The sequence below is a fragment of the Candidatus Dependentiae bacterium genome (genome assembly GCA_018266175.1).
In the GTDB taxonomy this organism is placed as follows: Bacteria; Babelota; Babeliae; order Babelales; family RVW-14; genus JAFEAY01.
Genome location: JAFEAY010000025.1, coordinates 65,887 through 91,704 on the forward strand (window position 1 = coordinate 65,887; position 25,818 = coordinate 91,704).

Annotated in this window: 23 protein-coding genes; 9 read left to right on the forward strand and 14 right to left on the reverse strand. The window is 40.0% G+C overall.

All coding sequences use genetic code 11. The features are described from left to right. Positions 1 to 185: 185 nt before the first annotated feature. Positions 186 to 2,069 (reverse strand): hypothetical protein, encoded by a 1,884-nt coding sequence (locus tag JST56_06035; GenBank protein ID MBS1988516.1) that lies wholly within the window; start codon positions 2,067 to 2,069, stop codon positions 186 to 188. 74 nt (positions 2,070 to 2,143) lie between these two features. Continuing rightward, complete coding sequence (locus JST56_06040) at positions 2,144 to 4,543, reverse strand: hypothetical protein (protein MBS1988517.1); 2,400 nt, start codon at positions 4,541 to 4,543, stop codon at positions 2,144 to 2,146. 262 nt (positions 4,544 to 4,805) lie between these two features. Between JST56_06040 and JST56_06045 the strand changes: the two genes are divergently transcribed. The 4 genes from JST56_06045 (at position 4,806) to JST56_06060 (ending at position 9,536) form a co-directional block, all read left to right on the forward strand. Continuing rightward, on the forward strand, positions 4,806 to 6,929 hold the full coding sequence (locus tag JST56_06045) for a GHKL domain-containing protein (protein MBS1988518.1): 2,124 nt from the start codon (positions 4,806 to 4,808) through the stop codon (positions 6,927 to 6,929). 14 nt (positions 6,930 to 6,943) lie between these two features. After that, positions 6,944 to 7,456, forward strand: coding sequence for an HIT domain-containing protein (locus tag JST56_06050; protein MBS1988519.1), 513 nt, complete (start codon positions 6,944 to 6,946; stop codon positions 7,454 to 7,456). A gap of 92 nt (positions 7,457 to 7,548) precedes the next feature. Next, positions 7,549 to 8,493 carry an ankyrin repeat domain-containing protein gene (locus JST56_06055; GenBank protein ID MBS1988520.1) on the forward strand — a complete coding sequence of 315 codons (945 nt, stop codon included), beginning with the start codon at positions 7,549 to 7,551 and terminating at the stop codon, positions 8,491 to 8,493. 212 nt (positions 8,494 to 8,705) lie between these two features. Beyond that, positions 8,706 to 9,536 (forward strand): Hsp20/alpha crystallin family protein, encoded by an 831-nt coding sequence (locus JST56_06060; protein MBS1988521.1) that lies wholly within the window; start codon positions 8,706 to 8,708, stop codon positions 9,534 to 9,536. A gap of 89 nt (positions 9,537 to 9,625) precedes the next feature. Here the strand turns inward: JST56_06060 and JST56_06065 are convergent, their stop codons facing one another. The 8 genes from JST56_06065 to JST56_06100 form a co-directional block, all read right to left on the reverse strand. Further along, positions 9,626 to 10,216, reverse strand: a complete 591-nt coding sequence (locus tag JST56_06065) for a VOC family protein (GenBank protein ID MBS1988522.1) — start codon at positions 10,214 to 10,216, stop codon at positions 9,626 to 9,628. Positions 10,217 to 10,261: 45 nt separating this feature from the next. Then, entirely contained in the window at positions 10,262 to 10,549 is a 288-nt protein-coding gene (gene rpsT, locus JST56_06070; GenBank protein MBS1988523.1) for a 30S ribosomal protein S20, read from the reverse strand. Positions 10,550 to 10,585: 36 nt separating this feature from the next. Next, a complete protein-coding gene (locus tag JST56_06075; GenBank protein ID MBS1988524.1) occupies positions 10,586 to 10,783 on the reverse strand; it encodes a 50S ribosomal protein L28 in 198 nt (65 codons plus the stop codon). A 135-nt stretch (positions 10,784 to 10,918) separates the two neighbouring features. Then, a complete protein-coding gene (ftsH, locus tag JST56_06080; GenBank protein ID MBS1988525.1) occupies positions 10,919 to 12,754 on the reverse strand; it encodes an ATP-dependent zinc metalloprotease FtsH in 1,836 nt (611 codons plus the stop codon). A gap of 159 nt (positions 12,755 to 12,913) precedes the next feature. Beyond that, positions 12,914 to 14,284 carry a hypothetical protein gene (locus tag JST56_06085; protein ID MBS1988526.1) on the reverse strand — a complete coding sequence of 457 codons (1,371 nt, stop codon included), beginning with the start codon at positions 14,282 to 14,284 and terminating at the stop codon, positions 12,914 to 12,916. 67 nt (positions 14,285 to 14,351) lie between these two features. Beyond that, positions 14,352 to 15,329: a TonB C-terminal domain-containing protein gene (locus tag JST56_06090; protein MBS1988527.1), complete on the reverse strand. Its 978-nt coding sequence runs from the start codon at positions 15,327 to 15,329 to the stop codon at positions 14,352 to 14,354. Between the two features lie 14 nt (positions 15,330 to 15,343). Then, entirely contained in the window at positions 15,344 to 15,751 is a 408-nt protein-coding gene (locus tag JST56_06095; protein ID MBS1988528.1) for a biopolymer transporter ExbD, read from the reverse strand. Positions 15,752 to 15,756: 5 nt separating this feature from the next. Then, positions 15,757 to 16,449 (reverse strand): MotA/TolQ/ExbB proton channel family protein, encoded by a 693-nt coding sequence (locus JST56_06100; protein ID MBS1988529.1) that lies wholly within the window; start codon positions 16,447 to 16,449, stop codon positions 15,757 to 15,759. A gap of 226 nt (positions 16,450 to 16,675) precedes the next feature. Between JST56_06100 and JST56_06105 the strand changes: the two genes are divergently transcribed. Then, positions 16,676 to 17,623 (forward strand): hypothetical protein, encoded by a 948-nt coding sequence (locus JST56_06105; GenBank protein ID MBS1988530.1) that lies wholly within the window; start codon positions 16,676 to 16,678, stop codon positions 17,621 to 17,623. Between the two features lie 96 nt (positions 17,624 to 17,719). Here JST56_06105 and JST56_06110 read toward each other — a convergent pair whose 3' ends face one another. Together JST56_06110 and JST56_06115 are read right to left on the reverse strand one after the other, a co-directional pair. Then, a complete protein-coding gene (locus JST56_06110; GenBank protein MBS1988531.1) occupies positions 17,720 to 18,220 on the reverse strand; it encodes a hypothetical protein in 501 nt (166 codons plus the stop codon). Between the two features lie 17 nt (positions 18,221 to 18,237). Further along, positions 18,238 to 18,594, reverse strand: a complete 357-nt coding sequence (locus JST56_06115) for a hypothetical protein (protein MBS1988532.1) — start codon at positions 18,592 to 18,594, stop codon at positions 18,238 to 18,240. Between the two features lie 141 nt (positions 18,595 to 18,735). On the opposite strand from JST56_06115, the gene JST56_06120 reads away from it, so the two are divergent. The 4 genes from JST56_06120 (at position 18,736) to JST56_06135 (ending at position 21,719) form a co-directional block, all read left to right on the forward strand. Continuing rightward, entirely contained in the window at positions 18,736 to 19,224 is a 489-nt protein-coding gene (locus tag JST56_06120) for an acetyltransferase (GenBank protein MBS1988533.1), read from the forward strand. Positions 19,225 to 19,295: 71 nt separating this feature from the next. After that, entirely contained in the window at positions 19,296 to 20,153 is an 858-nt protein-coding gene (locus JST56_06125; GenBank protein MBS1988534.1) for a DUF2608 domain-containing protein, read from the forward strand. Then, the gene (locus JST56_06130) at positions 20,153 to 20,437 is read left to right on the forward strand and encodes a redoxin domain-containing protein (protein MBS1988535.1); all 285 of its coding nucleotides are present in this window, start codon (positions 20,153 to 20,155) and stop codon (positions 20,435 to 20,437) included. The genes JST56_06125 and JST56_06130 overlap by 1 nt, the downstream gene beginning before the upstream one ends. A gap of 118 nt (positions 20,438 to 20,555) precedes the next feature. Beyond that, entirely contained in the window at positions 20,556 to 21,719 is a 1,164-nt protein-coding gene (locus JST56_06135; protein MBS1988536.1) for an ATP-binding protein, read from the forward strand. A 27-nt stretch (positions 21,720 to 21,746) separates the two neighbouring features. Here the strand turns inward: JST56_06135 and JST56_06140 are convergent, their stop codons facing one another. Further along, positions 21,747 to 23,210, reverse strand: a complete 1,464-nt coding sequence (locus tag JST56_06140) for a CCA tRNA nucleotidyltransferase (protein MBS1988537.1) — start codon at positions 23,208 to 23,210, stop codon at positions 21,747 to 21,749. Positions 23,211 to 23,339: 129 nt separating this feature from the next. Further along, positions 23,340 to 25,661 carry an ankyrin repeat domain-containing protein gene (locus JST56_06145; protein ID MBS1988538.1) on the reverse strand — a complete coding sequence of 774 codons (2,322 nt, stop codon included), beginning with the start codon at positions 25,659 to 25,661 and terminating at the stop codon, positions 23,340 to 23,342. Positions 25,662 to 25,818: the final 157 nt, after the last annotated feature.

Here is a 25,818-nt window from a genome sequence, read left to right on the forward strand (position 1 = left end):
GAATATAAAGATGTGAATGATTTAAGGACAAGAATTTAGAGAACTTATACGCGGAAATGATATAATCCCTCACTTACTGAACATCTTTCCTATTAAAATAAACCGGCCGCAAATATTATTAGATATTTGCGGCCGGTTTGCTGCTTAAATTTTAATGCTCAAAATGGGTGCGTAATGTTAAGTATTTAATTCACTTTGCCTTGCAACTGAGTCATGAGCATCTTGCCAAACGCTGGTTCTTTTTTAAAGAATTCACTCACTACCTCAGGGTTTGCTTGAATAAGCTGCGCAAGCTTCTTTTCATCCGATTGGACCTGCGGCATTACCCCAATAAATTCAATTACTTTTTGCTGAATGCGCTCAGGTAAGTTTGGTACCAGGTACTTGAGAATAGCAAGCATAGCAATAGGCGCCAGAACACTTGCTGTATAAAATGCTGCCGATTCTGGATCATCAAAATGCTGTCCAAACCATTTACCTCCAAGCTGAATCATCACCTTACCTGCGCTATCGTGAAGAGCTTTTTTAAGCTTATCAGCATGCAACCACTCTCCACCCATCAATTTTTGCATAAAGGTTTGTTGTTGAGGGAGTAAAAGCGTACGTGCATGAAGGTAGGCTTTTTGTACAATACCCAACATTTGATCAATTATAAGCTCATATTTTTGCAGACCATACAAGAACTTTTTAATTGCACCTTGGCTACAGGCAAGCCTGAGCTGTGTTAATGCGTACATTGCCCCATAGAGTTGATACATCACATCAACGCTACATTCTGTACTGGAGAAATAAAAATCAAGCGCATGCATGTACTGTGCCATGCAGTTTTTAAATGAATTTTTTTGAGCCATGGCTTGAAAGAGTGGATCTTTAATAACCTGTGCATAACCAAGATAGGCCTCTGCCTTATCAGGAGCTGCAGTGTAATCGAGCTGAATTGCCGCACTGCTTGCAAGCTCATGTTTGATTGTCAGTAAAGCAAAAATACTGCTGTTGAGCATGTCTCGCACCAGCTGAGCTTCCTGTTTATTGTCTTTAAATTGTTGTAAGCATCCAAACTTAGTCCCCTCAAAAAGAGCAACGGTCTTACTCAGGGCACGTAACTGCTTTGCAGGCTGGACAGGTTGATAGTTCTGCAACTCAATAAATGCAGCGGTCATATCGCGCGTAAAATTTTCGCATAAAACAGGAAATTTTTCATACCATGAAAATTCAAGAACTTGATGAAGATAAAGCTGCACACATGGAGTTAATCCATAGGCTAATCGTTTTAAAAAAGATGATTTGTATGATGCAGGAAGGATTTGGTATGCACAATCTACAAGATACTCATTAAAAAGCTCAATACCCAACTGACCTTCAATAACATCAGGCCACATTGTTTCAAGAATCTCTTCAAAATGATTAATCAGTTCTAGGGTCATTGTGTGAAGATCCGACCACATCACTGATTCACCACCACGATCAGCACAACAAACAAAGACAGCTACCATTTTTGCATGAGTGCATTTAATCCAATACATACATGCTTCTAGAAATTCGCACGTTTTATTGATTTGAGCAGTAATGATTGCTGCATCATCACCCTGAACAGCGTTTAAAAGATCACAATATGCTGCAAGATCATCAAGTCGAGAGGTTAGAAAAAGAGCAAGTTGATCATGCCTGATTTTATCTTGAAACGTTAATAATGATTTATTGCAGTACGAGGTAAGAATAAGCTGAATATCGGTATCGAGCTTTTGAATACGCTCTTCAAGCTGGTCAGCGAGTTTGTTACCCGAAAGTGGTATCTCGGGCTCTTGGCCGTTAATGTCGGCTAATACAGGTTTTGCATAAGGCTCTTGTGCCACAACATCGTGATTAATTGCATTGAGTGCATTAGCTTGATCAAGAAGCTGGTTAATTTGTTCTGCAAGCGCTTGAGCTTTTGAAGGGTTAATTTCCAACGTTTGTTGTTGCTGAAGAAGCCCAATTTGTTCCCAGATCTGAGTAAGTGATTCAGGAGCTGCTGCATGCATCTGCACGAAGATCGTCACAAGCATAATTATTACATTGAGTATTCTCATGGCGAATCCTTTTTAAAAATTTTGTTGGTGACAGCGCATGGGTATAAAACCATGTGCTGTCACCAAACACAAAATTACTTAATAAAAGCCTGGAAGCAACGATCAAATGAAAGAAGAAATTCTGGCATAATCAGGCCAATAAAATGTCGATATAAAAGCTGATTTTCGCTTATGTGATCAGAATGAGTAACAATCCATCCAAGCATGGTGAAAAAGTTTTCTTTAACCTGCTTGAATTCACTCAGTGAACTATGACCAAGATCATCCATTGCATCAGTGATATCAGAAGATGCATGAAGCAGATGACGTAACCAATTAGTACCACCTGTTTGCATCAGGTACCCAACTTCATATTCAAGTTCTTGCATATCTTCAAGTTCTTGAATACCAAGTGCATCACTGTTATTCGCAAGAATATTTTTATATGCATCAAGCTGACAAAGTTTTCCATTTTCTTGTTTGATACGAGCAGCTTGTTGCTCAAGTGAAGCGATATAAGCCTCGTACCCTTTTTGCATTGATGAGAACTCAAGCTTTGCAGCCATACGGATTGTTGGATCAACAATTTTCATAATGCCGGCTTGATGCTGCGCTAATTCTTGACGCAACACGGTAGCTTCTTGTGCATAAAGAGCACAAGCACTTTCTCGTCTGGATATAATTTCCTCAAGCGTTATCGAAGCCTTAACCGGTTGAGCAGGGCTCAAGTCTTTTATTTTAGATTCAAGCTCAATAATACAAGCCTGTATTTCTTGCTGTTCTTGCAGACTCAATGTTTGATTTTTACGCAACATATCACGCAACGCGCTGATATGGGAATAATACTCAGCTCTTTTTTGATCAAGATTATGAGAAAAATCAGGTTGTAATACAGGAGCAGATTGCTGATCTTGACATTCAAGCTGATAATTAAGTAGTGCTTGATGGGCAAGCTCACATGCCTTCTGAGCCTGAGCAACAGCCATTTGAGCGATCCGTCCGGCATCACCCTTGGTACGCACCGCAGATGCCTGCAAGCGAGCAAGGTCTGCCATTTTCTTTTCATACTCAGCAGTCAGTGATGCCATAATGTTTTCTTGCTCAGCTTTAACGACATCATACCCATTTTGCTCAGCAGGATTACGCTGAATATCAAGGGCCTGAAGTGCTTGCTCAAGTCGTTTTACACATGCTTTACCATGCTGAGTTTGAAGGAATGTCATCATTTTTGAACGTTCAAGCTCTTTTGCCTGAAGCGCTTTGCGATACTCAACCGCTTGCACAGAAGTGCTCGTCATGACCGCTTTTCGAGCTTTTACATAATCTTTAAATGTTGCAATCAGCGTCGCCGTAAAAACTTTTGCAGTTTCCAGGACATCAAGCTTTCCGCCCTTGCAGACAATCCATGATTGCCCATCAACACCATGAATCATAACAACAGATGATGAAGCTTGCTGTTTGAGTTGAGCAGATACAGCTGCTGGCAACCCTGAACCTAACTCCAGATTAACAACGCCGCAGGTTTTATGACCAACAAGCTTACGAGCCGGATTAAGCAACGGGTTTGGTGCTCCAATTTTTGAAAAACGAACAAAGTCATCATACGCCAAGAGTGAGCAATCACTCTGTTGAATTAATTTTTCAACCGCTTGCTGATTGTTATCAAAGCAACTTTGAGCAAGTTGTTCATCATTAAAAATATACGCGGTAACACAAGCAAGTGTGTTTGATTTTTCTGAAGTATCATTACTCATACTCTGTAATAAATTTTTAGAGTCGGCAACATGCGCCCATACTTCATTAATAGTAGTTACAATCTCTGGAGACATTTCATCCAGCGCAAGTTTGATAGACTCTGGAATAAAAGATGTTAATGGCTTTGACAAATCAAAGAGCACAACGTCATCAACAAGACTCAATCGAAACAACAATCTAAACAGCTCGCTTTTGAGTGAATTAATCCCAAGTATTCCATTACTTTTTACCAGCAAAATAGTCTTCACCACTAAAAGCTTGACCGGAGAAAGCTCAGACTCGCTCAACCATTTAATAAGCGGCAATTGCTTGCTTTTTTTAATGAGCTCATTTTGAGCAACTACCTTACCAAGATCGATAAACGCTGTTGCTGAATCGGCTGGATTAAGGAAAGACTGAATTGGTCTAATTTGACCCTTAATAATTGGAAGCGGTGAAAATAAATCACCTGATCCAACAAAGCCCCAGTTATATGACAGCTCGTGTCCAGTTCCTGGCAATGCAATAATAAGTTCTTTTGATGTTGCATAATCAAGGTCACTAAAACTATGCATAAAATCTTTAATAATTGTTACAACAGAACCATTATTTTCCCCAGTTAGAAAGGGAGAAAATTGTGGCATTGCAAATACAGCTTGATTGTTGTTCTGCGCGAAGATGTTATTACACAATAATGTTACGACGAATGCAACGACATAAGCGGATTTTTTTTGATAATTTGTGCGTGTTTGATAGTTCATAAAAGGAAACTCCCCATAACGGTTATCCATGCATATCCACCTGTTTGAAAAACCTCATTCAAACCACGGCAATACGCCCCCCGAGATGCAGAGTATAGCACAAACAAAACTTATCTCAATAGAAACTTTTATTAGATTTATTTGATAATAAAGCGTTTTTTATTTTTAAAATATTTTCAATTATGGAAACAATTGACTTGCTCGAGCAAAAAAGTATACTGCGACAGGATCGAATTATTAGCCTAAACAGACTACTGAGCCTATGACTACCCTCATAAAAAGACGAATCATTATCCTGATCATCAGCCTGCTATCACTTTTTACGATCAGCTGGCTGGAGCTCTATTTGCAACGCTCACACCATCTGATTGGGGCAGGCATCAATAGAGCCTCACTCTTCCTGCTCATTAATATTCACGTTGCAGCAATCATTGTGCTGCTTTTTTTGATCATACGTCAAAGCATTAAGCTCTTTGTAGAACGCAACCAAGAAGCACCGGGGAGCATTTTTAAGCGTAACCTCCTGTTCGCGTTTATCTTGTTTTCGGTGATTCCATCGCTATTTGTCTTTTTTACCGCTGGCAAGTTTATAACCAAAAGCATCGATTATTGGTTCTCAGCAAGAATCCATACCGGCCTTGATAACAGCCTAAAGCTTCATGAATCACACACGAGTGCTGTACGCAAAATTTTGGCAGCACAGGGAGAAGAGCTCGCGGCACATGTTACCAATGGTAAAACACTTGCAACTTCCAATTTCCCACTTACAACAACTTATCTTTGGGATACAACCAGCGCAAAGCTCTACGGTGCCCTGGAAGATGAAGTAAGAGTATGGCGCACCTATCGTAAACTCAACGACAGAACCATGCGCAGTTTAAAAATTCGCTTTTACAAGCGACTGGAAGCACTTCAAGACCACGCAGAGCTCTTTGATTTTTATGGATCACTCTATTGGGCAAAAAAAATTGGCACCCAAGTTATTGTTCTTGTACATCGCTATCCGGAAAGCCAACGAACCCCGCTTATTGAAATTCAGACCTCTCGGATTGATTATGAACATCTCAAGTCTATGCGCAACCCTATTTATTTAAGTTATCTTTTTTCATTCATACTCATTACTTTGCTCATTCTTTTCTTATCAATTTGGTGTGCTTTTTATTTAGCACGGAGCATTAGTAAACCGCTCCAAGAGCTCTTAGAGGCAACAGCAAAAATTCGTAAGGGAATGTGGGGAATACAGGTCAGCGACCAACCGGATAATGATCTGCATAATCTTATTGTTGAATTTAACAATATGACCAGCGCACTTAGGCTTGCCCGGCAACAACTGGAGCATAAAAATAACGAACTCATGATGATTTTAGAAAACATCACTTCATCAGTTTTTCTGATTAATCGCTTTGGCCGTATCTTAACGTTTAACTCCGCTTCAAAAAATTTAATGAGCCGCACGCTGGGGATCACACGCTTCAAATACAAAAAAGTTTCCGTCATTCCCAGAGACTTACATGCTTCATTATTTGCCCTGGCAAAAGAACTTTTGCACAACAATTCCCAACAAATAGCTCGCGAAATTTACCCAACAATCAATGGAGAAAGTCGTATCTTTTTGGTACAGCTTACGCGCCTAACACTTCATGATGCTTTAGATACTAAACATGAAAGTGGCCTCTTAGTTGTTGTTGAAGACTTAACAAATATCGTTAAAGAAAGTCAGATGAAAACCTGGCAAACTGCCGCACGCCAAATGGCGCATGAAATTAAAAATCCACTGACCCCCATTCAGCTCGCCACACAGCGCTTGCAGCGTAAATATCGAGACATCCTTGCATATGACCCAGCTTTTATCGGCTGCACCAATACCATTTTAAATCAAGTTAAAATTATCAAAGATCTTGCAAGCCACTTTTCTGAATTTGCTTCAATGCCTGATCCGCATATCGAAGCGGTCAATATTAATGCAATCATTAACGAACTCATCTGCTTGTACCACGTCAGTTATCCGGATATCGAATTTGTCCTTACTTTGCATGAGCCGGTACCAATTATTAAAAGCGACGCAAAAAAATTAAAGCGTGTTTTTGTGAACCTTCTTGATAATAGCGTCAGAGCATTGCAGCCGATAGCACAAAAGCGTATCATGATCACAACAGCTCCTGATCATGAACTCGGAGAGTTGGCCATTACTTTTTCTGATAATGGACCGGGAATGCCCGCATCGGTTCGCGAGCAGCTTTTTCTTCCTCACGTTTCAACGCAGAAAAAGAATATGGGGCTTGGACTTGCCATCATTCATGACATCATCACGCACCAGCTTCAGGGGAGTATTGAACTGACTCCGAAGGAATCTGGCACAACATTTAATATTTTATTACCGCTTTAAACAGGAAATTTTTCATGGAACGAATGTATGCACCGTGGCGACATGACTACGTAACAGGTAAAGCACGCAGTACTGGAAGCAAAGAAATAAAAAACGCATGTGTTTTTTGCCATCAATTATCACAAAATGATGACGATAAATACTTTATTGTTAAGCGCTTTACCCACTGTGCGGTGGTCATGAACTACTATCCATACAACGCAGGACACTTACTCATCTTAACCTATAAGCATGTTGGCTTTTTAAAAGACCTTACCCCCCTTGAACGTGCAGAGATCATGGAAGTAGCAAACGCTTCAGTTGCTGCTCTTGAAAGCGTTATGAAAGCACGCGGCTTTAACGTGGGCATCAATATGGGTGCAGCGGCACAAGGGAGTATTCCTGACCACCTTCACATGCATGTTCTCCCGCGCTGGCAAGGAGATACCAGCTTTTTAGAAACCTTAACGGAAACAACCATTATTTCATCGGACCTTTTTAAAACCTTTAGCCAATTAAAAGAGCATTTCGCAGCGCTTAATTTTTAAAAAGCTCCTTACAGATCTTAAGAATAGATTTCTGAGCCATTATGAAAACAAGGACGTAGTAATAATAATTCTAATATTACGGAGTATTGCACATGTTTTTTGTAAAAAAATTCTTTATGGCAATGATGATTACTTCATTGATCAGCATATGCCAACTCAAGGGAATGTCCAATGCAGACCTACAAGCGGCTCATGAAGTTGCTTGTAAGCTTGCTGAAATAAAAGATGCAAAAGATGCAGAAAAAACTTTTCAAGCACTTAAAGAGCTTCAAGATCAACCTTATACACCAGAAGCTATTGCCGAAGGCCTAAAGACTTACCTGCAAACTAATAAGTATTTATCTAGTTGGGGAAACCGTTACTCTATGATGTTCTGCCGAGACAGAAACCGTCAAACGCTTCTTCATCTTGCATGCGACAGTGGAAGCACTCATCTGGTCAAAGCCATCATGATGGCTGCAGGTGATACATTATTTGAGTATTTGATTACTCAAGACGGTTCTGATCATTTACCCATCGATAATGCTATAAGGAATGGATACTTAGAAATTGTTGATATCATTATTGATGCTGCCAGAAACAGAGCTTGGAAACTTATTTGTCCGAAAAGAGAATTCAACAATTCCACCTCTCTTCATCTTGCAGCGCTCTATGGACACAATGCAATTGTTACACGATTGATTGCTTTTGCTCGACAAACTCATCACGACATCTATGATTTTATTAGTATAGTCAATAACGGAAACGCAACCGCTCTGCATAACGCTGCGCTGGGTGGTGAAGCCCAAATATGCACTATGCTTATAGATGAAGCCAAGATAGCAGGCAAAGCTGTCGAATTTCTTGATATAAAAAACTGGCAAGGCCGTACGGCGTTGGATGTCGCACTATGGCGCTTGGAGCAGTCAGATGACTCAGAAGATTCAGATGACTCAGAAGATGATGAATGTACTATTCAAGAAGAGCGAGAAAGGCTTGAAAAAGTAATCGAGGAAATCTCCAACGCACGACGCTGTTTAGGTATGCCTGTCAACTAAAAGCTTATGCGTTTGAAGTGCTATCCGTAGTTTATTTGTGGCCATACACGTTTTATCCTGTTAAAAAACGGCTATTTCATTCGACTTTTTCAAGACTTTTATCTAATTAAAAGGAGTATTTCACAGCCCTTGACTTTTAAAACCAATCTTTTAAAAATAAATATAAGTAGGTTTTTTAAAATTAAATTATCTCATATTCACAAGGAGACCTTATGAAAGTGACGTACAAATCCTTTGCTCTCTTACTTGCTTTTCCTATTCACTTCTCCATCTGGGCACAGTCGAGTGATATTTTAAATAACACCACAGCGGCACGGCCTTCTACACTCAAAACACTTACTGACATACAAAAAGACGTCGTCAAAGAACTGGATACACTTTTTGATGATAAAAAGCCAGTCGAAGATCTTACCCCCGATCTACGCGATAACCTTGAGCAACTACACGAAACAGCCAGTGAAATTAAGCGACAAACAGGAAAATTGCTTAAATCACGAAAAAATCGCACCGCATCAGTATGGGATTCGATGTTTAATGATATGGAAAGAAGCCAAAAAGCATTTGGTAATTTTTTTTCCAATCTTCGTAAAGACTTTGGAACAAGGGCAGCTGCTGCAAGCTATAAAATCAATGAATTCGAAAGTGACGATGGACAATCGTACGGCATCAGCATTTCAATGCCGGGATTTAATGAAGAACAGGTAAGAGTTTCAATTGAAGAAAATGAAAAAGATCGCTATAAGACAAACCGGCTCAAAATTGTAGCACATACAGATGTCCCACAAAAAACCAGGTCTGAATCTAACGGAAAAACCGTTATAAAACATTCCTCGCAACAGGTAGCATCAAGCACCTATGTTCATGGAAGACAGCAATCCATAAGCTATAAAGACGGTAAGCTTAATGCAGTGATCGATTTACCACGCACAATCAAGCCGGATAAATATACAATGACCTTTGAAAATAATGTCTTGAAAATTGAATTTGAAAAAGATAACCAGGCTGAAGCAAAAACGAAGAAGCTTGAGTTTACAAGCAAATAATTTTGCTTACATTTTTATCTATGAATGAGAAAAGGCGTTCATGTTATTATGAACGCCTTTAATTTTGTCTTAAAAAATTTAATCAACTCTTACGAGCCTTTAATAATTTCTTTAAGCCTAATTTTTGCAAATTTTTTGCCACTCCGACGGCTAATACCAAATGGTCTAATTTGAGTAACCATTTGATCAATTAGTTTAGCTTGATCAGAGAGCTTAGATGGTATATCACTCTTTTTGAGCGGAATACCAAAGAAATCAAGTTTTCCTTGAACAACCTTTTTTGGTGTAGGCTCAACAAAAGCAAGCTTTACACCAAAAGGGTCTTTTAATGAAAATTCTTTATCCCCAGAAGGGGTTTGCGTCAGCTCTTGCAAGATCTTAAGACCTTTTTTCTGACACCGCTGGTAATACTTATCAAGCCCGCGCTTCATGTCAATAACAATACCGACACATCGGCTCGCACAACGCTTGATAAAGCTAAACTCAGCAAGCTCTTCAATGTTGGGAATACGGAAAGAAATAAAATTCTTTCCTTTGCGAAGATGAGCGGCAACTAAGGTCTGTCGACCTCCGTCTTTTGATGACTCAAGACCGACAAGATCAAACGCAAGCTTTTCTGTGTAAAACTTTACAGCCTCTTCAACAGAATCGACTACAAGGACTACCTTACCTACCTTCATCATTCAACACCTTCTCTTCCCTTTTATCACTGAAAAAAAGTATGCTTAAGCAGCAGTTGTTGCTCCGCTACGTGTTGCAGCAGCAACTTTTTTTGCTAATCTGCTAATTTTACGAGAAGCGGTATTCTTTTTCAGAACGCCTTTTCCTCGAGCACGTGCAAGCTTTGATTCAGCATCTCTGAGCAATTCTTGCATAACTGCAAGATCGTTGCCTTCAAGAGCAGTCATAACTTTTTTAGTAGCTGTTTTGAATTCAGAGCGACGTGCAACATTACGTTCACGACGAACTTCGTTCGTAAGAGCTCTTTTTTTAGCGGATTTAATATTCGCCATGTAAACCGTCCTTAAAATCGAAATCAGATAAAACTATTAAACAACTTTTTCAACTTTGCCAGCTTTTACGCATTTTGTGCACACTGCACCACGATGAACATTACGTTGTCCCTTCATGGTATAGCGCATAACATGAACGTTTGGATATACCCAACGAATAGTTCTGTTATTTGCGTTACTCACATTATTAGCTGAACGGGGTCGCTTATCACAGATCGAACAAATATTAGCCATTGTATTAAAACCCTTTCGCATGGAAAGCCAAAAATCAATACTAGTTTACCAAAAACCTATTATTTTAAAAGATCCCAACACAAAGTTAGCTAAAAACCCAAACTTTTATGAAGATTCACCTTTAAATCGTAACTGTTACTCGTCTTGGAGGCTATGCGTTTCACGCGGAGGCAAGCCCAAGAGCTCATAAACTTCTTTAGCCTGCAAGGTCTCTTTTTCAACCAAGGTCTTAGCTAATAAATCGAGTTTATCACGATTTTGCTGTAAAAGCTCATCACCGTGCTTGTAACACTCATTGATGATCTTTTCAACTTCTTCATCAATTTTCTGTGCTGTACGCTCGGAAAACTGACGCGAACTCTGACTTTGCCCCAAATAAGGGTTTTCCTGAACTAAATCATACTCAATAGGCCCAAGGCTGGACATACCAAAACGACAAACCATTGCTCGAGCAATCTTACTTGCCTGCTCTAGATCATTAGAAACACCACTTGTTTGGTCATTGAAAATAAGTTTTTCAGCTAAAAGTCCACCAAAACAGACCGTCATTCGTGAAAGCATTTCACCCTTTGTCTGAGAATATTTATCTCGCTCAGGTAATGACCATGAAACGCCCAATGCTCGACCACGAGGAATAATCGTCACTTTATGAAACGGATCAGTTTGTGGCAACAGGAGGTTCAGGAGCGTGTGTCCTGCTTCGTGGTAAGCCGTCATAAGCTTCTCTTTTTCAGAGAAAACAATAGATTTACGTTGAGCTCCAAGCATTAATTTATCACGCGAAACTTCAAAATGAGACAATTTAATGGTTTCATCGTTACCTTTTGATGCAAGTAATGCAGCCTCATTAATAAGATTCTCAAGATCCGCACCACTAAAGCCAGGAGTTCCTCGAGCAATTCGATGTAAATCAACCTCTGGATCAAGCTTAACCTTGCGTGCATGAACCTGTAAAATTTCTTCACGGCAACTTAAATCTGGGTATGGAACCTCAACCGTTCGGTCAAAGCGACCAGGTCGAAGCAGTGCCTTATCAAGAACATCAGGACGGTTGGTAGCAGCCAAAACTATGACTGAACCATGTTCAGTTGAAAAACCATCCATCTCTGAAAGCAGCTGATTAAGGGTCTGTTCTCGCTCATCATTGCCACCACCAAGACCAATACCTCGTTGGCGACCAACTGCGTCGATTTCATCGATAAATACAATACATGGGGCATGGCGTCGAGCCTGCGCAAAAAGATCTCGAACACGAGAAGCACCCACACCAACAAAAACTTCTACAAAGTCAGAACCGCTAATGCTGAAAAATGGGCAGCTTGCTTCGCCTGCAACAGCTTTTGCAAGCAACGTCTTACCATTTCCTGGCGCACCAGAAAGCAACACGCCTCGAGGAATTTTTGCTCCAAGTCGGGCATACTTTTCAGGGTTCTTCAGGAAATCAATAATATCTTTTAAATCTTCTTTGGCTTCAGTCACACCTGCAACATCTTTAAAGGTAACAGTAATGGTGTTGGGGGAAAAGAAACGAGCCTTGCTCTTACCCACACTAAAAATTTTGCTGCTTCCACCGCCACCACCACCTTGGCTTTGGCGCAAATAGAGAATAAGCGGAAGAAGTGCAAGAAGCACAAGCATAACCAACAAAAATGTTACCCAAGAATGTTTTTCCTGAGGATAAACCTCAACGTCAATTTGAGCCGCCTGAACAGTGTCCCAAAACAACTGAGTTGGTACAACATAGGAATCAAACATACGTCCATCTTTGAACTTACCCTGAACATGCTGATCTTGAATAACAAGCGATTCAACCTGCTTGCTCTCAATTGCCTTAAGTACTTTACTATAATTAATTACTTCAACATCACGATTAATACTGTTGTACCAGAAAAGGTATCCAACACCTAAAAGGAGCAAGGCAAGTAATAGCCAAACTGCATTAGGCCCTTTTCCAAATGTATTTTTTGCCATGTTTATTTTCACCCTCTGTACACGATAAACATATTTTAATAACTGTTTCAAAACTTCAAAATTGAGTCTCTCAGACTCAACTTATTATAATAAATAAAGGAAAATAAGCCTAGAAAATATTACTCTCTTAAAATAACATTTTAACACAGCCAATAGGCCTTATAAGTGATAAAACGGAGCATTCACCCATGCAGGATAGCTTTTTGGCTCATTTCCCGCTGTAATAATGCGTACTTTGCCGCTCATTGCATTCAAAACTGCAATCTGTGGAACAATAGAACTTTCTTCGTGATCTCTGCATAAATATGAAAACGCTGCGTACTTTCCACATTCAGACCAAACAGGCTCAACCTTATCGCCTTCATTATAAGTGAGTTGCCGCTCTGCCGCTGAAGGCGTATTCAAATCAAGTGTAAAAAGCTGCAATGTATCATTCACTCGTCGAGTGTAAATAACCGCATTCGTTTTTGCACACCAACTCGGTGAAGTACAATAGCCCTGACCATTGGTAAGACGACGCATTTTTGCAGTTTTGCCATCAAGCAAATAAATTTGAGGCGATCCCGTCTGGTAATCTGAACAGAAAATAACATCACCATTTGTCGTCAAACAAGGTGAAACGTTATTCGCTCCATTATTGGTTAACTGCTTAAAAACTCGTCGCTTTAATTTTTTACAGGTTGCTTGGTCATAAAGATACAATTCAGAATTTCCCTTACTTGAAAGACACAATACCGCTTGCCCACCATCACCCGAAAATGATGGCTGCATATTCAACCCATCGTATGAGCAAATGACGCGTTGCTGCGAAGAGCGAATATCAAGCGACTTGAGCGCACAATTGCTCCGTGTAAACTGAGAAAAGAACAAAACAGGAGCCTGAGTGTGCCACCGAGGAGCAACATTAATACGATGATCGGGCACAACAACACGCTCTTTTCTTCCCGCATAGTCTGCAATGCACACCACCTTGCGACCGGGAGCAATCTGCTTGCAATAGGCAAAGGTGCTGAGCAGCGGCCCCTTGCTTCCTGTCAAAACCGGCATTAATTCATCGGCAATAACATGCGCATTAAAAACAAGATGATCATCTGAGACCGCAAATGTTTTTTGAAACAGCACATCACTTGAAGATGGATCTTTTGCCGTCACTTCAATTTGCACGGTACCTTTATTCAAAACACCTGAAGTATTAATTTTTTTTAGATGAAAATAAAGCGTTGTTCCTCGCTCATACAATTTTGCCAGCTGCTTTGCTGAAGGCTCTGACCGTGCACGCTTTAAATCAATTTTTAATTGGTCTGAAAATTCAAGATCAAAGTGCATAACCTTTGAAAGCTTTTCAAGAATATCATCGTTGCCAACAAAAACCATCAAGCAATCAAGAGGCTTACATTCTTTTGGCGCTGAAAAAGCAAATGTTTGACTATGCTGTGCAAGCGGTGTCGTGCCCGCACTCAAAAGCAAAGGCATTACTAAAATAAGCAACCCTCTACAGAATAAATTTTGTATAATTTTTTTTATAACCATAAAAGCACCTTTGATAATCAGCTGCAAATTTCTTACAAGTTTAAGAAGCAGGGTTAAGGATACGCAACTATTGCCTGAAATCAACCTGAAAAATCTTTCCCCACAAGCATTGCGCGAATGTACATGTACGCGCAGAGCGTAAAGTACTCAAATCAAAAATAAGAATATCAGAACGACGCACCAGCGTTACACCTTTGATGCTTCCATTATCGGCAACTTCAAAGCGCACGGTACATTCAGTCCCCTTAGGAACACCCAGTGGAGGTTGCCATGTACGCTCAATTTCCTGCTGTACAAGACGCTGATAAAGCAACATTTCACGGTCGGTAAATGCGACAACAACATTATCTTGATCGGTCTTTCCAACAAAAAATTGCTCGCCGTCTTCAGTCTGAAAGGTTTTCTCTGGAAGCTCGTCGAGTGCTTGCGTAGCCTGCAAAGGAGTAACAAACTCTTCTTGCTGAGAAGGCTTACTTGGCTCTGATTGAGGAGGTACAAGCTCTTTTTTTACGGATTCTTGTTTTCTTGCTTCCTGTTTATCAAGTTTTTTTTCAGGTACTTTTTGCTGAACTTTTTTTTGAGCAACAATTTTCTTATCTAATTTGGCATCTGGCTTTTGAGGAACAACCTGCTTTTTTTGAACAGCTGGAACTATCTTCTTTTTTTCTGTATCACTGCGCTTACTGTTATCAAATGCAACACCAGGAGCAGGCTTTGCCGGTGCTATTTTTTTTGCTGGTATATTTTCAATGCTTTTTTTTATTGGAGCTTTTTTAGGTTGAGGTATAATTTTTTTTGCAGCCTGCTTGCACATAGGCAAACGAGCAGCTTGCAGATTGGCTCCAGCTTTACCAGCAGGGACAGCTGCTGTTCTATTTCCAAACTGCTTCAAAAGTGTCTTGTGGGGCATTTTTGAATGCGCACCAAAGACAACAAAGGTATGCCGAATAGTTGTTGAATGGGATAAAAGAGCTCCGATTACAATAATCAAAACATGCGCGGCAAGCGAGCCAATAAGATATTTTTTTACTGTAGAATCATTCATGTGCATAGATATACTTATTTCGGTGGTTGCATCGACATAGCAACGTATTTAACGCCAGCCTGCTTAAGTTCATCAACAACTTCCATTACCTTACCGTACTCAACCGCTTTATCAGCACGAACAAAAACCGGTTCATCTTCTTTTCCCTGTAATGCTTGTTGCACCGAATTCACAAGCTCTTGCTGTTTCACTTGATAGCTGTTGAAATACACCGCACCATCGTTGCTCACCGATACAACAAGCTCTTGCACGGCTCCGGTTTCTTTACTTTTTCCATGCGGCAAATCAAGCTTAATCCCATTTTGCACCATGGGTGCTGTCACCATAAAAATAACCAGCAACGTCAGCGCGGTATCAATTAATGGCGTCAGCGTAACTTCAGGCATACGAAATTCTTTTTTTCTCATATGACGTAATTTCATAACGCTTACCTTTCTTGAACAGTAAGGATCAGTAACATCTCACCGATATCAATCAGTTGAGATTCAATGCGTCGTAGTTCATGTGAAAAATAATGAAATGCAATCATTGCAGGGATTGCAACAACAAGGCCCGCAAGTGTGGTAATAAGCGCTTCTGCAATACCGGGTGCAACCGTTGCAATGTCTGCACTTTTTTCTTTACTGATATCAAGGAACGCATGAATAAGTCCCCAGATAGTTCCAAACAAACCAACCAGCGGCGAAACCGCAGCTGAAGAACCAAGCATCGGAAGATAGCGCTCTTCTTCAATCATCAATGTACCGATATGTTGGCTAACCAGTACCTCAAGATAATCACGTTTATATGCTGCAACCTGTGTAATGCCTGATCCAAAATTGTCACCTGATTGCTGCAGACGTTGGACTTCGGTAAGCAAACGACCAACTAATTTACCACCAAGACTTTCAGGTGAATTTTTATATAAATCTAACAGCTCTTGCAACGTGCGTACTTTTTTGAATTGGAGTAAAAATTCTTGCATAAGCGCTTTTTGCTTACTCAGCATCATATATTTAAGCGCTGTTATGGCAATACAGTAAACAGAAAGAACAAATAAGCCCAACAAGATCAATTTACACATCCAGTCGGTTTGCATCATCAAGTGCCATGCCGCTGAATTAAAAATATTTAAATCCATCCATTCCCCTTTTGGTAAGCAATTCATATGTGCTCGATTTTATACGTATCGACAGAATGTAGTATAAAACAAAAAAAGTGCCAAATAAACAAAGAAAGGATTGTAAATTTATTGACCCGATACACCCGCACCATGGTACGCTCAAAATTATCAACATGCCGGAGAGATCTAAACGATTCAATAAAAAATTACCTAATATTTTGAAATAACAGAACAAGGAGATTGTATGAAATCGATTTTTCACACAGGCAGTTGGCTCGTTCTATTTACAGCATCTTTTATAAACGTTTATACCGCAATGGCCCCAGATTCCTCTGCCAACACATCAGCTACACCGATAGCCACTCCAACTACTACAACAACGCCAAGCACTGCTCCAAGCGCACCAACTCCTGCAGCAGTAGATTCTACTCCAATTACACAAGCTACTAGCACTTCAGCAGCACCTGCTGTTACACCCCCAACAACACCTCCCACCACGCAAGCTCCAACTCCAGTTGCTTTGCAAGCAGCACCAACAACCCTCCAGACACCAGCAGTACAAACCCAACAACCAGCTGCTCAACAGCCTGTTGCCCCGCAAAAAGATGTTAAGCTTGGAAGAGATTACCGAGAAATCATGGCTGAACGTCAACAAAAATTAAAAGCTCAACAACAGCGCATGCAACAAGCACACCAACAATCAGTTGCCGCACAAGCATCGGCACGAGCAACAGGTCCTGTACCTCAGCAATCAATTCAACAATATTACCAAGCTCAACAAGATGCAAAAATTGCGCAACAATACGGCGCATGGTCTCCTCAATCAGTTTCTGCACGACAGGCACAGGACTATGCAGGCGTACAAACATCAGCACCTAAGACTGCACCGGTGAAAAAACCTGATGCGAAAACAACTCCCGCTGGAACTTCAAAAACTACTACCGACCAAAAGAGTACGCCAACAAAGCAACCTGGATCTCCTCAAAAAGATGCTGCTCCACAAAAAAAGACACCACAGCAAACAGCGTTTAGAGGGAAGTTACCGGCACAGCGCGTGCAACGAAAAGCATGGCGGCCAGCAGTACGAAAAAGAAAAACAGCTCAAGCAGCACCTTCAAAAGCTGCAGCTCAAAGTGCGCCAAAACCTGGAACGCAGGCTACGGGAATAAAGCCGCTTCCTGCAAGTGAGTAAGAGTTGATTATAAAACAAAAACTATTGGTTTGAGTAAATAAAGCCCGTGTTAATGCGGGCTTTATTTACTGATTTGATTCTGAAATAACTTTGAATTTAAACATTTTCCCAAGTGATACTTCTGCACTGATAACAGTCCAACTCGAGATCTTTTGAACTTCTGATCATGAAATTTATCATCTCTGCGCATGAATCAGTTTTTTCAGACATTATTTTTATCGCTTCTGTCATATTTCTCTGTACACCACTTGAATCCCCTGCTGCTTTATCCCATGCTTCTGCTATTAATCTGCGAGTAAACTCTGAGTATGTCATTGCTTTTTTTTTACAGTTTTTGCACTGAATCACAGGCTCTGTTCTATCTTTTACGTATGCTTTGTAATAGTCATAACATGCATCACCAAAGGAATTTATAAGCATGACCAGCTGAATAACTGAGTTGTTAGGGGCACTCAATTTTCTTGTTAATTGTTGCTGCTGCGAAGTCAAAGATCTTTTAAGTAAAGATGGGCGATATCGGCGATTTATAAGCTTTGTACTGGCTTCTAAAGAGCTTAGAAAAAAAGTCAAAAAAATTATCCCTACCATCGATTTCATCACCCACCTCGTTATTTTTAAGATTGAGTTTGTTTAATTTTCTCTTCAGAATTTACTTTTTCAGAATTTTCTTGATTAGGATTAGCTTTATCAAAACCCACTTCCTGAGCATTTATCTGGCCAGAATTTGCGTGGGCAACATCTACTTGATTAGGAGTTATTTCTGATATGGTATTCCAACGATCAACACTCTCACATTTAGGACATTTTATCTTTGAACGGTTTGCAATCGTAGCCATATGACCATCGATAAATCCTTTGTGAGGTGTCAACAAATAAAATTTTGCAGCTTCTACAAGAAATTGTATTAACACAGTTTCAAGTGCACTAAGAAAATAAAATTCTATATGCGCTACAAATTCCCAAACATCCATCTGCTTGCCACATTTTTCACACTTTATTTTAATGCTAAACTCCTTTTAAGATGCAAATTTTATTTTATCTAGCGGATTAAAATTAGATCAAGATTTTTAAACCTTCAAGCCTTTATATCTGATAAAACTTGGTAAAAAAATATGAATAAAAATCAAATCACATTCAAACCACTTAAAAAAAGTCACCTCCCACTCCTTGCACAATGGTTTAAGCAGCCACATGTAGCACAATGGTGGCCAACAGAAAGTACATTTGATAATCAATCAATTCGTGATAAATATTTGAAAAAAATAACCTCTGATAGTCAAAGCGCTTTTATTGTTCATTTGGGCAATAGTCCTATTGGCTACATTCAGTGTTACCATACACACAAAGAATTTGATGTCGAAACTTGGGGAATTGATCAATTTATTGGGGAAATAGATTGTTTAGGTAAAGGTTATGGAACCCAAATAGTTAAAGACTTTGTTGACTTGTTGTTTAAAAAACCGAATATCAAAAGAATTATTGTTGACCCTGATCCCAAAAATACACGAGCTATTCGTTGTTATGAAAAAGTCGGTTTTAGAAAAATTGGACTGCACCAAACGGCTAATGGTACTGTTGAGTTGAAGATGGTAAAAAAATAAATTGCTAGTAAGTTTTGCTGATTGTCCAATAGCTTGTTGAATATAGATACAATACACGAAAGCCTAATTTTATGAGACAAATTATTTTACTCTCGTTCAGCATCGTAACACTTGTAAGTATTTATATTATCAGTAGACACGATTCTACATCATCAGAAGAAGTATGCCTGTTTCCTCAAATCTATTCGATCAATGAAGTCCAAGATCAACTTAACCAGGCTGACGATAGCACCTTCGTGTTCTTCGATTGCGATGACACACTCATCAGCGCTCAAGATTATCTTCCACGACACTTTGTCATGCCAACTTTATTCAGAGTATTGGCTGCACTCAAACATCGTCGCCTTATTTATGATCGAGCGTATGGAGAAAAAGTATTTAGCCTGATGCTTGAAAAAGCACCACGTTTTTTGATTGAACCAGCTGTTACGAAAGCTATTAATAAGCTATACAAACAAGGCGCTCATGTGCTTGCTATTACCGGGATGGAAACCGGATCGTTTGGCAACATCAAAAGCATGCCGGAGTGGCGCGCAAATATGCTTAAAGAGTTTGGAGTTAATCTCAGCAATGAATTTAAAGATACTACTTTTGATAACCTAAAACCATATCGCAATAATTACCCCGTGCTCCATTCTGGACTTATCTGCTGCAATCAGCGATTTAAAAGTGAAGTCATTATGACTTTTTTTGATCACTTTAAACTTAAGCCTGAAACAATTATTCTTTTTGACGATAGCCATGAAGAGCTTGTATCCTTGCAAGAAGAATGCAATAAGCGAAGTATCACAGCATTGTGCTACCACTACAAAGCTGCTTCACAGATTAAACATCAACCATGGAGCACTTGGCAGGCACTCAAGCAACTTGATTACTTGCTTGAACATGAGCAATGGATTTCTGATGATGCAATACGCGCACAAACGTAATTGTTGCTGGAATTAGCACAGCTTCAGTAGAAAATATTGCATCACTCAAAAAGCGCCTAGCTATTCCGTACCTATTGTTAAGCGATCCAAGCAAAAACCTTGCTTCAATCTATGCAGCAACAGATGAATTTAATGGGTCAATAAGAACATCCATTTTGGTTGATGAAATCGGTCTGCCCCATAACCTTGCCTTCTTTGTTCCAGTCGGTTTCACCGTGCCGAATAAAATAAAAAGGTTTATGCGGGATAATGGTTTTGTCATAGCATATATTCCATGTATTTAATGGGCCATCAGGCGGCTAAATGTATTATAACACACCCTCAATAAATAACTAAAGTTGTTGACTTGGCTTAAAACTCCTTGTAATATCGAGATTGTACCTCGAAATTACAAGGATAAATATGTTTAAAAGAGAAGAATATTTGCAAAAAATTGAGCAACACTTTCGAGTTCATTCAGTGTGCGCAATTTTAGGTCCTCGCCAGGTTGGGAAAACAACGCTTGCAAGGACATTTGTCCAGGAAAAACGCGACGGTAATGCACGTTTTTTCGATCTGGAAAAGGCGGTCGATCTTGCTCGTTTAGACAATCCGATGGCGGCTCTTTCAATAGACCCAGATAGGATTATTGTTATCGATGAAGTACAAATGAGACCAGATCTTTTTCCCGCAATTCGCGTTTTAGTGGACGATCCTTTACACAAAAGAAATCTTCTCATTCTGGGAAGTGCTTCACGTGATTTGCTCCGTCAATCATCTGAAACTCTGGCTGGTCGGATTGGGTACATTGAATTACCACCGTTTTCTTTGCATGAAACAAACACAATGAACCAGCTCTGGTTGCGGGGCGGATTTCCTCGTTCTTACCTGGCTTCAAATGAATCTGATAGTTTTTTATGGAGACAAGATTACATAAGAACATTCCTTGAGCGTGATATTCCTAGCCTCGGGTTTAACATACCTCCACAGCAACTTCGTAGATTTTGGCTTATGCTTGCTCACTATCATGGACAAACCTTTAATGCAAGTGAAATAGCTCGATCTCTAGGAGTTTCCGATCATACAAGTCGCAGGTATCTTGATATTCTTTCTGGAACATTTATGATTCGCGAACTTTCTCCGTGGTTTGAGAATCTACAAAAAAGACAGGTTCGTTCACCAAAAATTTATTTTCGCGATAGTGGCATCTTGCATGCGCTCCTCAATATCAAAAGTTTTACAGAACTTGATACGTATCCTAAACTAGGGTCTTTCTGGGAAGGATTTGCTCTGGAGGAAATTATCAAAACATATGACCTTAATTCTGAAGAATGCTTCTTTTGGGCAACTCAAGCAGATGCCGAGTTAGATTTATTTGTTTTTAGAAATGGAAAACGGTTGGGTTTTGAGTTTGAATATGCTGATGTTCCCAAAGTCACTAAGTCAATGAGAATTGCAATGGCTGACCTTAAACTCGACCATATCATGGTTATATACCCAGGAAAAGAAACATTCTCCCTTGCAGAAAATATCACGGCGCACGGTCTGGAGTCGTTTGTAACAAATGCTCAACATGATTTTACTTGAGCATTTGCTTCATTTTTCTCATTTTTTTCACTCCAAGACTCGTTGCTTGAGCAGCTCAACATCCTTGATGCCCTCTTCAATCTGAATTTCATACGCCCTTTTGAGCAGCTCACCCATGCGAGGGCCGGGTGGGACAAGACCAAATAAATGGCGCCCCAAAAGCACTGGATCTTCAGGCCCATGCAAAACCGATGCTTTTTCAGCTCGCTGCATAAATTGTTCAAAATGTTCTTGCGCCTGCGCACGAGGATCAAACCCCTTACCACAACGACCTTGTGAATCAAACAATGCAACCAAACCGAGCTGACGCATCGTCAGCGGATGTTTAAGCTTAAGAGCAAGCCGTCGATACGATCGTGCTCCAGCATCTTCACGCAAAAATGCAAACGGAAGCATGTGATACTGCACTAAGTCACAAACCATCGCAATAATTTCATGATCGTTCGTCATACGCTTAAGCAATTTTTTTGCAATCGGTACACCCGCTTCGGCATGCCCATGAGCGGTCAAATCTGGCGCGGTCGTCACCGCTTTTCCCAAATCGTGACACACAATTCCTAAAAGTATGGTCAACTTTTCCCTCGCCGCATCACCCCACATTCCATCGTGATAGTCTGAATACTGCGCTGCCAAGTCTACTGCTTGCATCGTGTGTACAAACGCATCTCCTTCAGGATGATACTCAAGCCGCTGCTGCACACCAATAAGCGCTGCAAACTCTGGTAAAACTTCTTTCAAGCGACCAATTTTGTTCAGCCATTCAAAACCAAGCGATGGCCTGCTTGATTTGAGCAACAGTTTTTTAAACTCTTCACAAATTCGTTCAAGCGCCAACGGAACATCCAACACCGTATCATGCAACTCCATGGTGGTACAAATGTTATTCAGTTCTTGATCTGGCTCCATTTCAAAGCGGCCAACAAATTGCATAACACGAAAAAAGCGTAACGGATCTTCAACAAACAAATCAACGTCAACGGCACACATACGTTTGTTCTTGATATCATTAAGCCCTCCATACGGATCAATAATGAGCGATAACAATTGCTGCTCAAAATCAGACGCTTGCTGTGACAACATGAACGCCTTTCGCAGATCAAGCGCCATGGCATTCATCGTAACATCGCGGCGCCGACAGGCATCGGCAATCGTCATGGTTGGATCAATGTGGACAACCGGCTTACGCCCCTTGCTGTCACGCCGCGGCAGTGACCAATCAACATCAAAGCCATCAATGCGCAGCACCCCAAACTTTTTACCAACCAAACGCACATGACCAAACTGCTCAAGAACTGCTTGGAGCTCCTCAAGCGAAAGTCTGTGAACCTCGATGTCAAAATCTTTGAGCTCGCAGCCAAGCACAAGATCTCGAACACAGCCGCCAACAAAATAGGGAACACCGCCAGCGATATCAATACTCCGAATAATTTCTTGTATTGAAGAAAGAAATTGAAAAAAAATATTTTCTGATTTCATAACATAGCCAATCATTTTTTATTCTTTTAAAAAGTTAATCGATTGTAACCAAAATGATTGTACAAAGCCAATAAAAAAGCCCACTGTTTTTAGGCAGTGGGCTTAAAAATTTTATTTATAGATGATTAAAATCTACCAATATAATCAAGACAGATACGCAGAAACGCCTATTCCAAGAGAAATAAGTATTGCGGCTGCCATAAGCCGTCGTTGATTAGGGTAAGTAGTTGTGTATAATAATTTATACACATCTTTGTTTGGATACCCTCTATTTAGAACTTCTTTTGCCAAATCTAACGGACTTTGATTGTTATTGTTAACCTTCTTAAGATCGAAAATACGTAAGCCATTCGCATCACGTAAGGCAAGCAACTGCTTAAGAACTTCTAAGTTAACACGGTTGTCAACAGCAAAGTGTAATAAAGTGTTACCTTCTGCATTAACCTTATTGAAATCAAAAACAAACGATCCATCTCCATTACGTAAGCCAAGGAGCAAACTAACAATCTTTTCATGACCAGACCGAAGAGAACCTGACCGAACAGCAAGATGAAGCGGTGTTCTCTCTTGGTTATCTGAGAGATTTACATTCACAACAAATGATCCATCTTCATGGCGTAGGCCAAGCAAAATCTTAACAATTTCTACCTTACCACACCCGACAGCACTATGAAGTGGCGTGTGTTTACGTTTATCTGAGAGATTTACATCAACAACAAACGATCCATCTCCATGACGTAGGCCAAGCAACATCTTAACAAGCTCTACCTTATTGGCACAAGCTGCAAGATGAAATGGTGTTTTTCCATCATTATCGGCCTGATTTACATCAAAAACGAATGTTTCATCTGGATTTCGCAGGCCAAGCAACAGCTCAGAAAGCTCTACATTCTCAGCACGAACGGCAAGATGCAATGCTGTTTGCCCTTTTCTATCTAACTGTTTTACCCCAACAACGAACGTTTTATCTTCATTGCGTAGGTTAAGCAAAATTTTAACAATTTCTACGTTACCACCCTCAACAGCAAGACGAAATGGCGGTTTCCCATAATTATCAGCCTGGTTTACATCAAAAACAAACGATCCATCTGCATTGCATAGGCCAAGCAACATCTTAAAAAGCTCTACCTTGTCGGCACAAGCTGCAAGATGTAATGCTGTTTGCCCTTTGTGATCTGACTGATTTATATCAAAAACGAGCGCTTTATCTTCATTAAGTAGGTTGAGCAACCAATTAAAAAGCTCTACCTTACCACTCAAAGCAGCAAAGTGAAATATTGTTTTCCCAAGAGCACCAACCTGATTTACATCAACAATGAATGATCCATCTGCATTACGTAGCTTAAACAACATCTTAACAATTTCTACGTTACCACTCTCAACAGCATAATGAAATGCCGTTTGCTCTGTATTATCTGGCTGGTTTACATCAAAAACAAACGATCCATCAGCATTGCGTAGGCCAAGCAACATCTCAACAATTTCTACGTTACCACCTTCAACAGCATAATGAAATGTCGTTTTTCCAAGATAACCAACCTGGTTTACATCAACAACGGAGGATCCATCTGCATTGCGCAAGTTAAGCAACATCTTAACAATTTTTACATTACCACTCTTAACAGCATAATGAAATGGCGTTTGCCCATTATTATCAGCCTGGTTTACATTAACCCGCATATTACCGTCAGCATCGGTACGCCCAATTAACAATGCAACTATTTCTACCTTTTCATCTCTTACGGCGTACAAGAGCGGTGTCATAGCATCACCCTTAAAGCGCCCATCAATTTGATTAGGATTAGCTCGCTTATTCAGCAACTGTTCAACCAGATCTTCATCACCCTTCTTAACAGCGTCGATCAACGTTACATCAGGCATATTTCTGCAACTAGCAGCATCGCAGCCTGATTTTTTGTAATCATTCTCACAAACCCAACAAAATGAAAACTTACACGGACAATCCATAATTAAGCATCCACTATTTTTTTGAACAAATTTCGAGCAACTTGGACACTTTTTTGCACCAAGCGATGAAAACATTTTTGCTTCATCAGGAGAAAAATTATTGTTATTTTTGATTTGTTTTGAGCACGCTTCAAACTCAGTTTTATATTTTTTAAAAAGATCACCTTCACCAACGATCAATTTCATGTCATCAAGCGTTATCGTCTGCTTGCAACCGCTTTGAGGACATTTGGTCAGATCAAAGCGCTGAGCTCCTCGATTGTTATACGAAACCTCTAGAGCATACTCAAGACACGCATTGCAGCCTGGCGAATGTTGCCCATGCAACACAATTGGCTGTCCTGCAATTTCCTCACCGCAAATTGGACATTCACATGTTGAGGCACCTGTTTTGCTTGAGTATTCTTGCCCACCAATGTTCATAGAGAAAACAGGTTCTGTATTTGAAACTAAAATTTGAAGCAAAGACAGCAAAAGAAATAAAAAACGAATATTCATAAAACCCCTCATTTAATTATCATTATTGAAAATAATACTGGATTTAATTTATTATATTAAACAAATATAATATTAATTATAAAAATTCAGTTTGTCAAATGCATTATTTTGATATTAAACTTTATGCCTCGGGGCTTGCCAACAGAGCTTAGATCTT

Bases quoted from the DNA above. Each gene is read 5' to 3' on its own strand.
- JST56_06035 (MBS1988516.1), bottom strand. From the start codon at position 2,069: ATGAGAATACTCAATGTAATAATTATGCTTGTGACGATCTTCGTGCAG.
- JST56_06040 (MBS1988517.1), bottom strand. From the start codon at position 4,543: ATGAACTATCAAACACGCACAAATTATCAAAAAAAATCCGCTTATGTC.
- JST56_06045 (MBS1988518.1), top strand. From the start codon at position 4,806: ATGACTACCCTCATAAAAAGACGAATCATTATCCTGATCATCAGCCTG.
- JST56_06050 (MBS1988519.1), top strand. From the start codon at position 6,944: ATGGAACGAATGTATGCACCGTGGCGACATGACTACGTAACAGGTAAA.
- JST56_06055 (MBS1988520.1), top strand. From the start codon at position 7,549: ATGTTTTTTGTAAAAAAATTCTTTATGGCAATGATGATTACTTCATTG.
- JST56_06060 (MBS1988521.1), top strand. From the start codon at position 8,706: ATGAAAGTGACGTACAAATCCTTTGCTCTCTTACTTGCTTTTCCTATT.
- JST56_06065 (MBS1988522.1), bottom strand. From the start codon at position 10,216: ATGAAGGTAGGTAAGGTAGTCCTTGTAGTCGATTCTGTTGAAGAGGCT.
- rpsT (MBS1988523.1), bottom strand. From the start codon at position 10,549: ATGGCGAATATTAAATCCGCTAAAAAAAGAGCTCTTACGAACGAAGTT.
- JST56_06075 (MBS1988524.1), bottom strand. From the start codon at position 10,783: ATGGCTAATATTTGTTCGATCTGTGATAAGCGACCCCGTTCAGCTAAT.
- ftsH (MBS1988525.1), bottom strand. From the start codon at position 12,754: ATGGCAAAAAATACATTTGGAAAAGGGCCTAATGCAGTTTGGCTATTA.
- JST56_06085 (MBS1988526.1), bottom strand. From the start codon at position 14,284: ATGGTTATAAAAAAAATTATACAAAATTTATTCTGTAGAGGGTTGCTT.
- JST56_06090 (MBS1988527.1), bottom strand. From the start codon at position 15,329: ATGAATGATTCTACAGTAAAAAAATATCTTATTGGCTCGCTTGCCGCG.
- JST56_06095 (MBS1988528.1), bottom strand. From the start codon at position 15,751: ATGAAATTACGTCATATGAGAAAAAAAGAATTTCGTATGCCTGAAGTT.
- JST56_06100 (MBS1988529.1), bottom strand. From the start codon at position 16,449: ATGGATTTAAATATTTTTAATTCAGCGGCATGGCACTTGATGATGCAA.
- JST56_06105 (MBS1988530.1), top strand. From the start codon at position 16,676: ATGAAATCGATTTTTCACACAGGCAGTTGGCTCGTTCTATTTACAGCA.
- JST56_06110 (MBS1988531.1), bottom strand. From the start codon at position 18,220: ATGAAATCGATGGTAGGGATAATTTTTTTGACTTTTTTTCTAAGCTCT.
- JST56_06115 (MBS1988532.1), bottom strand. From the start codon at position 18,594: ATGGATGTTTGGGAATTTGTAGCGCATATAGAATTTTATTTTCTTAGT.
- JST56_06120 (MBS1988533.1), top strand. From the start codon at position 18,736: ATGAATAAAAATCAAATCACATTCAAACCACTTAAAAAAAGTCACCTC.
- JST56_06125 (MBS1988534.1), top strand. From the start codon at position 19,296: ATGAGACAAATTATTTTACTCTCGTTCAGCATCGTAACACTTGTAAGT.
- JST56_06135 (MBS1988536.1), top strand. From the start codon at position 20,556: ATGTTTAAAAGAGAAGAATATTTGCAAAAAATTGAGCAACACTTTCGA.
- JST56_06140 (MBS1988537.1), bottom strand. From the start codon at position 23,210: ATGATTGGCTATGTTATGAAATCAGAAAATATTTTTTTTCAATTTCTT.
- JST56_06145 (MBS1988538.1), bottom strand. From the start codon at position 25,661: ATGAATATTCGTTTTTTATTTCTTTTGCTGTCTTTGCTTCAAATTTTA.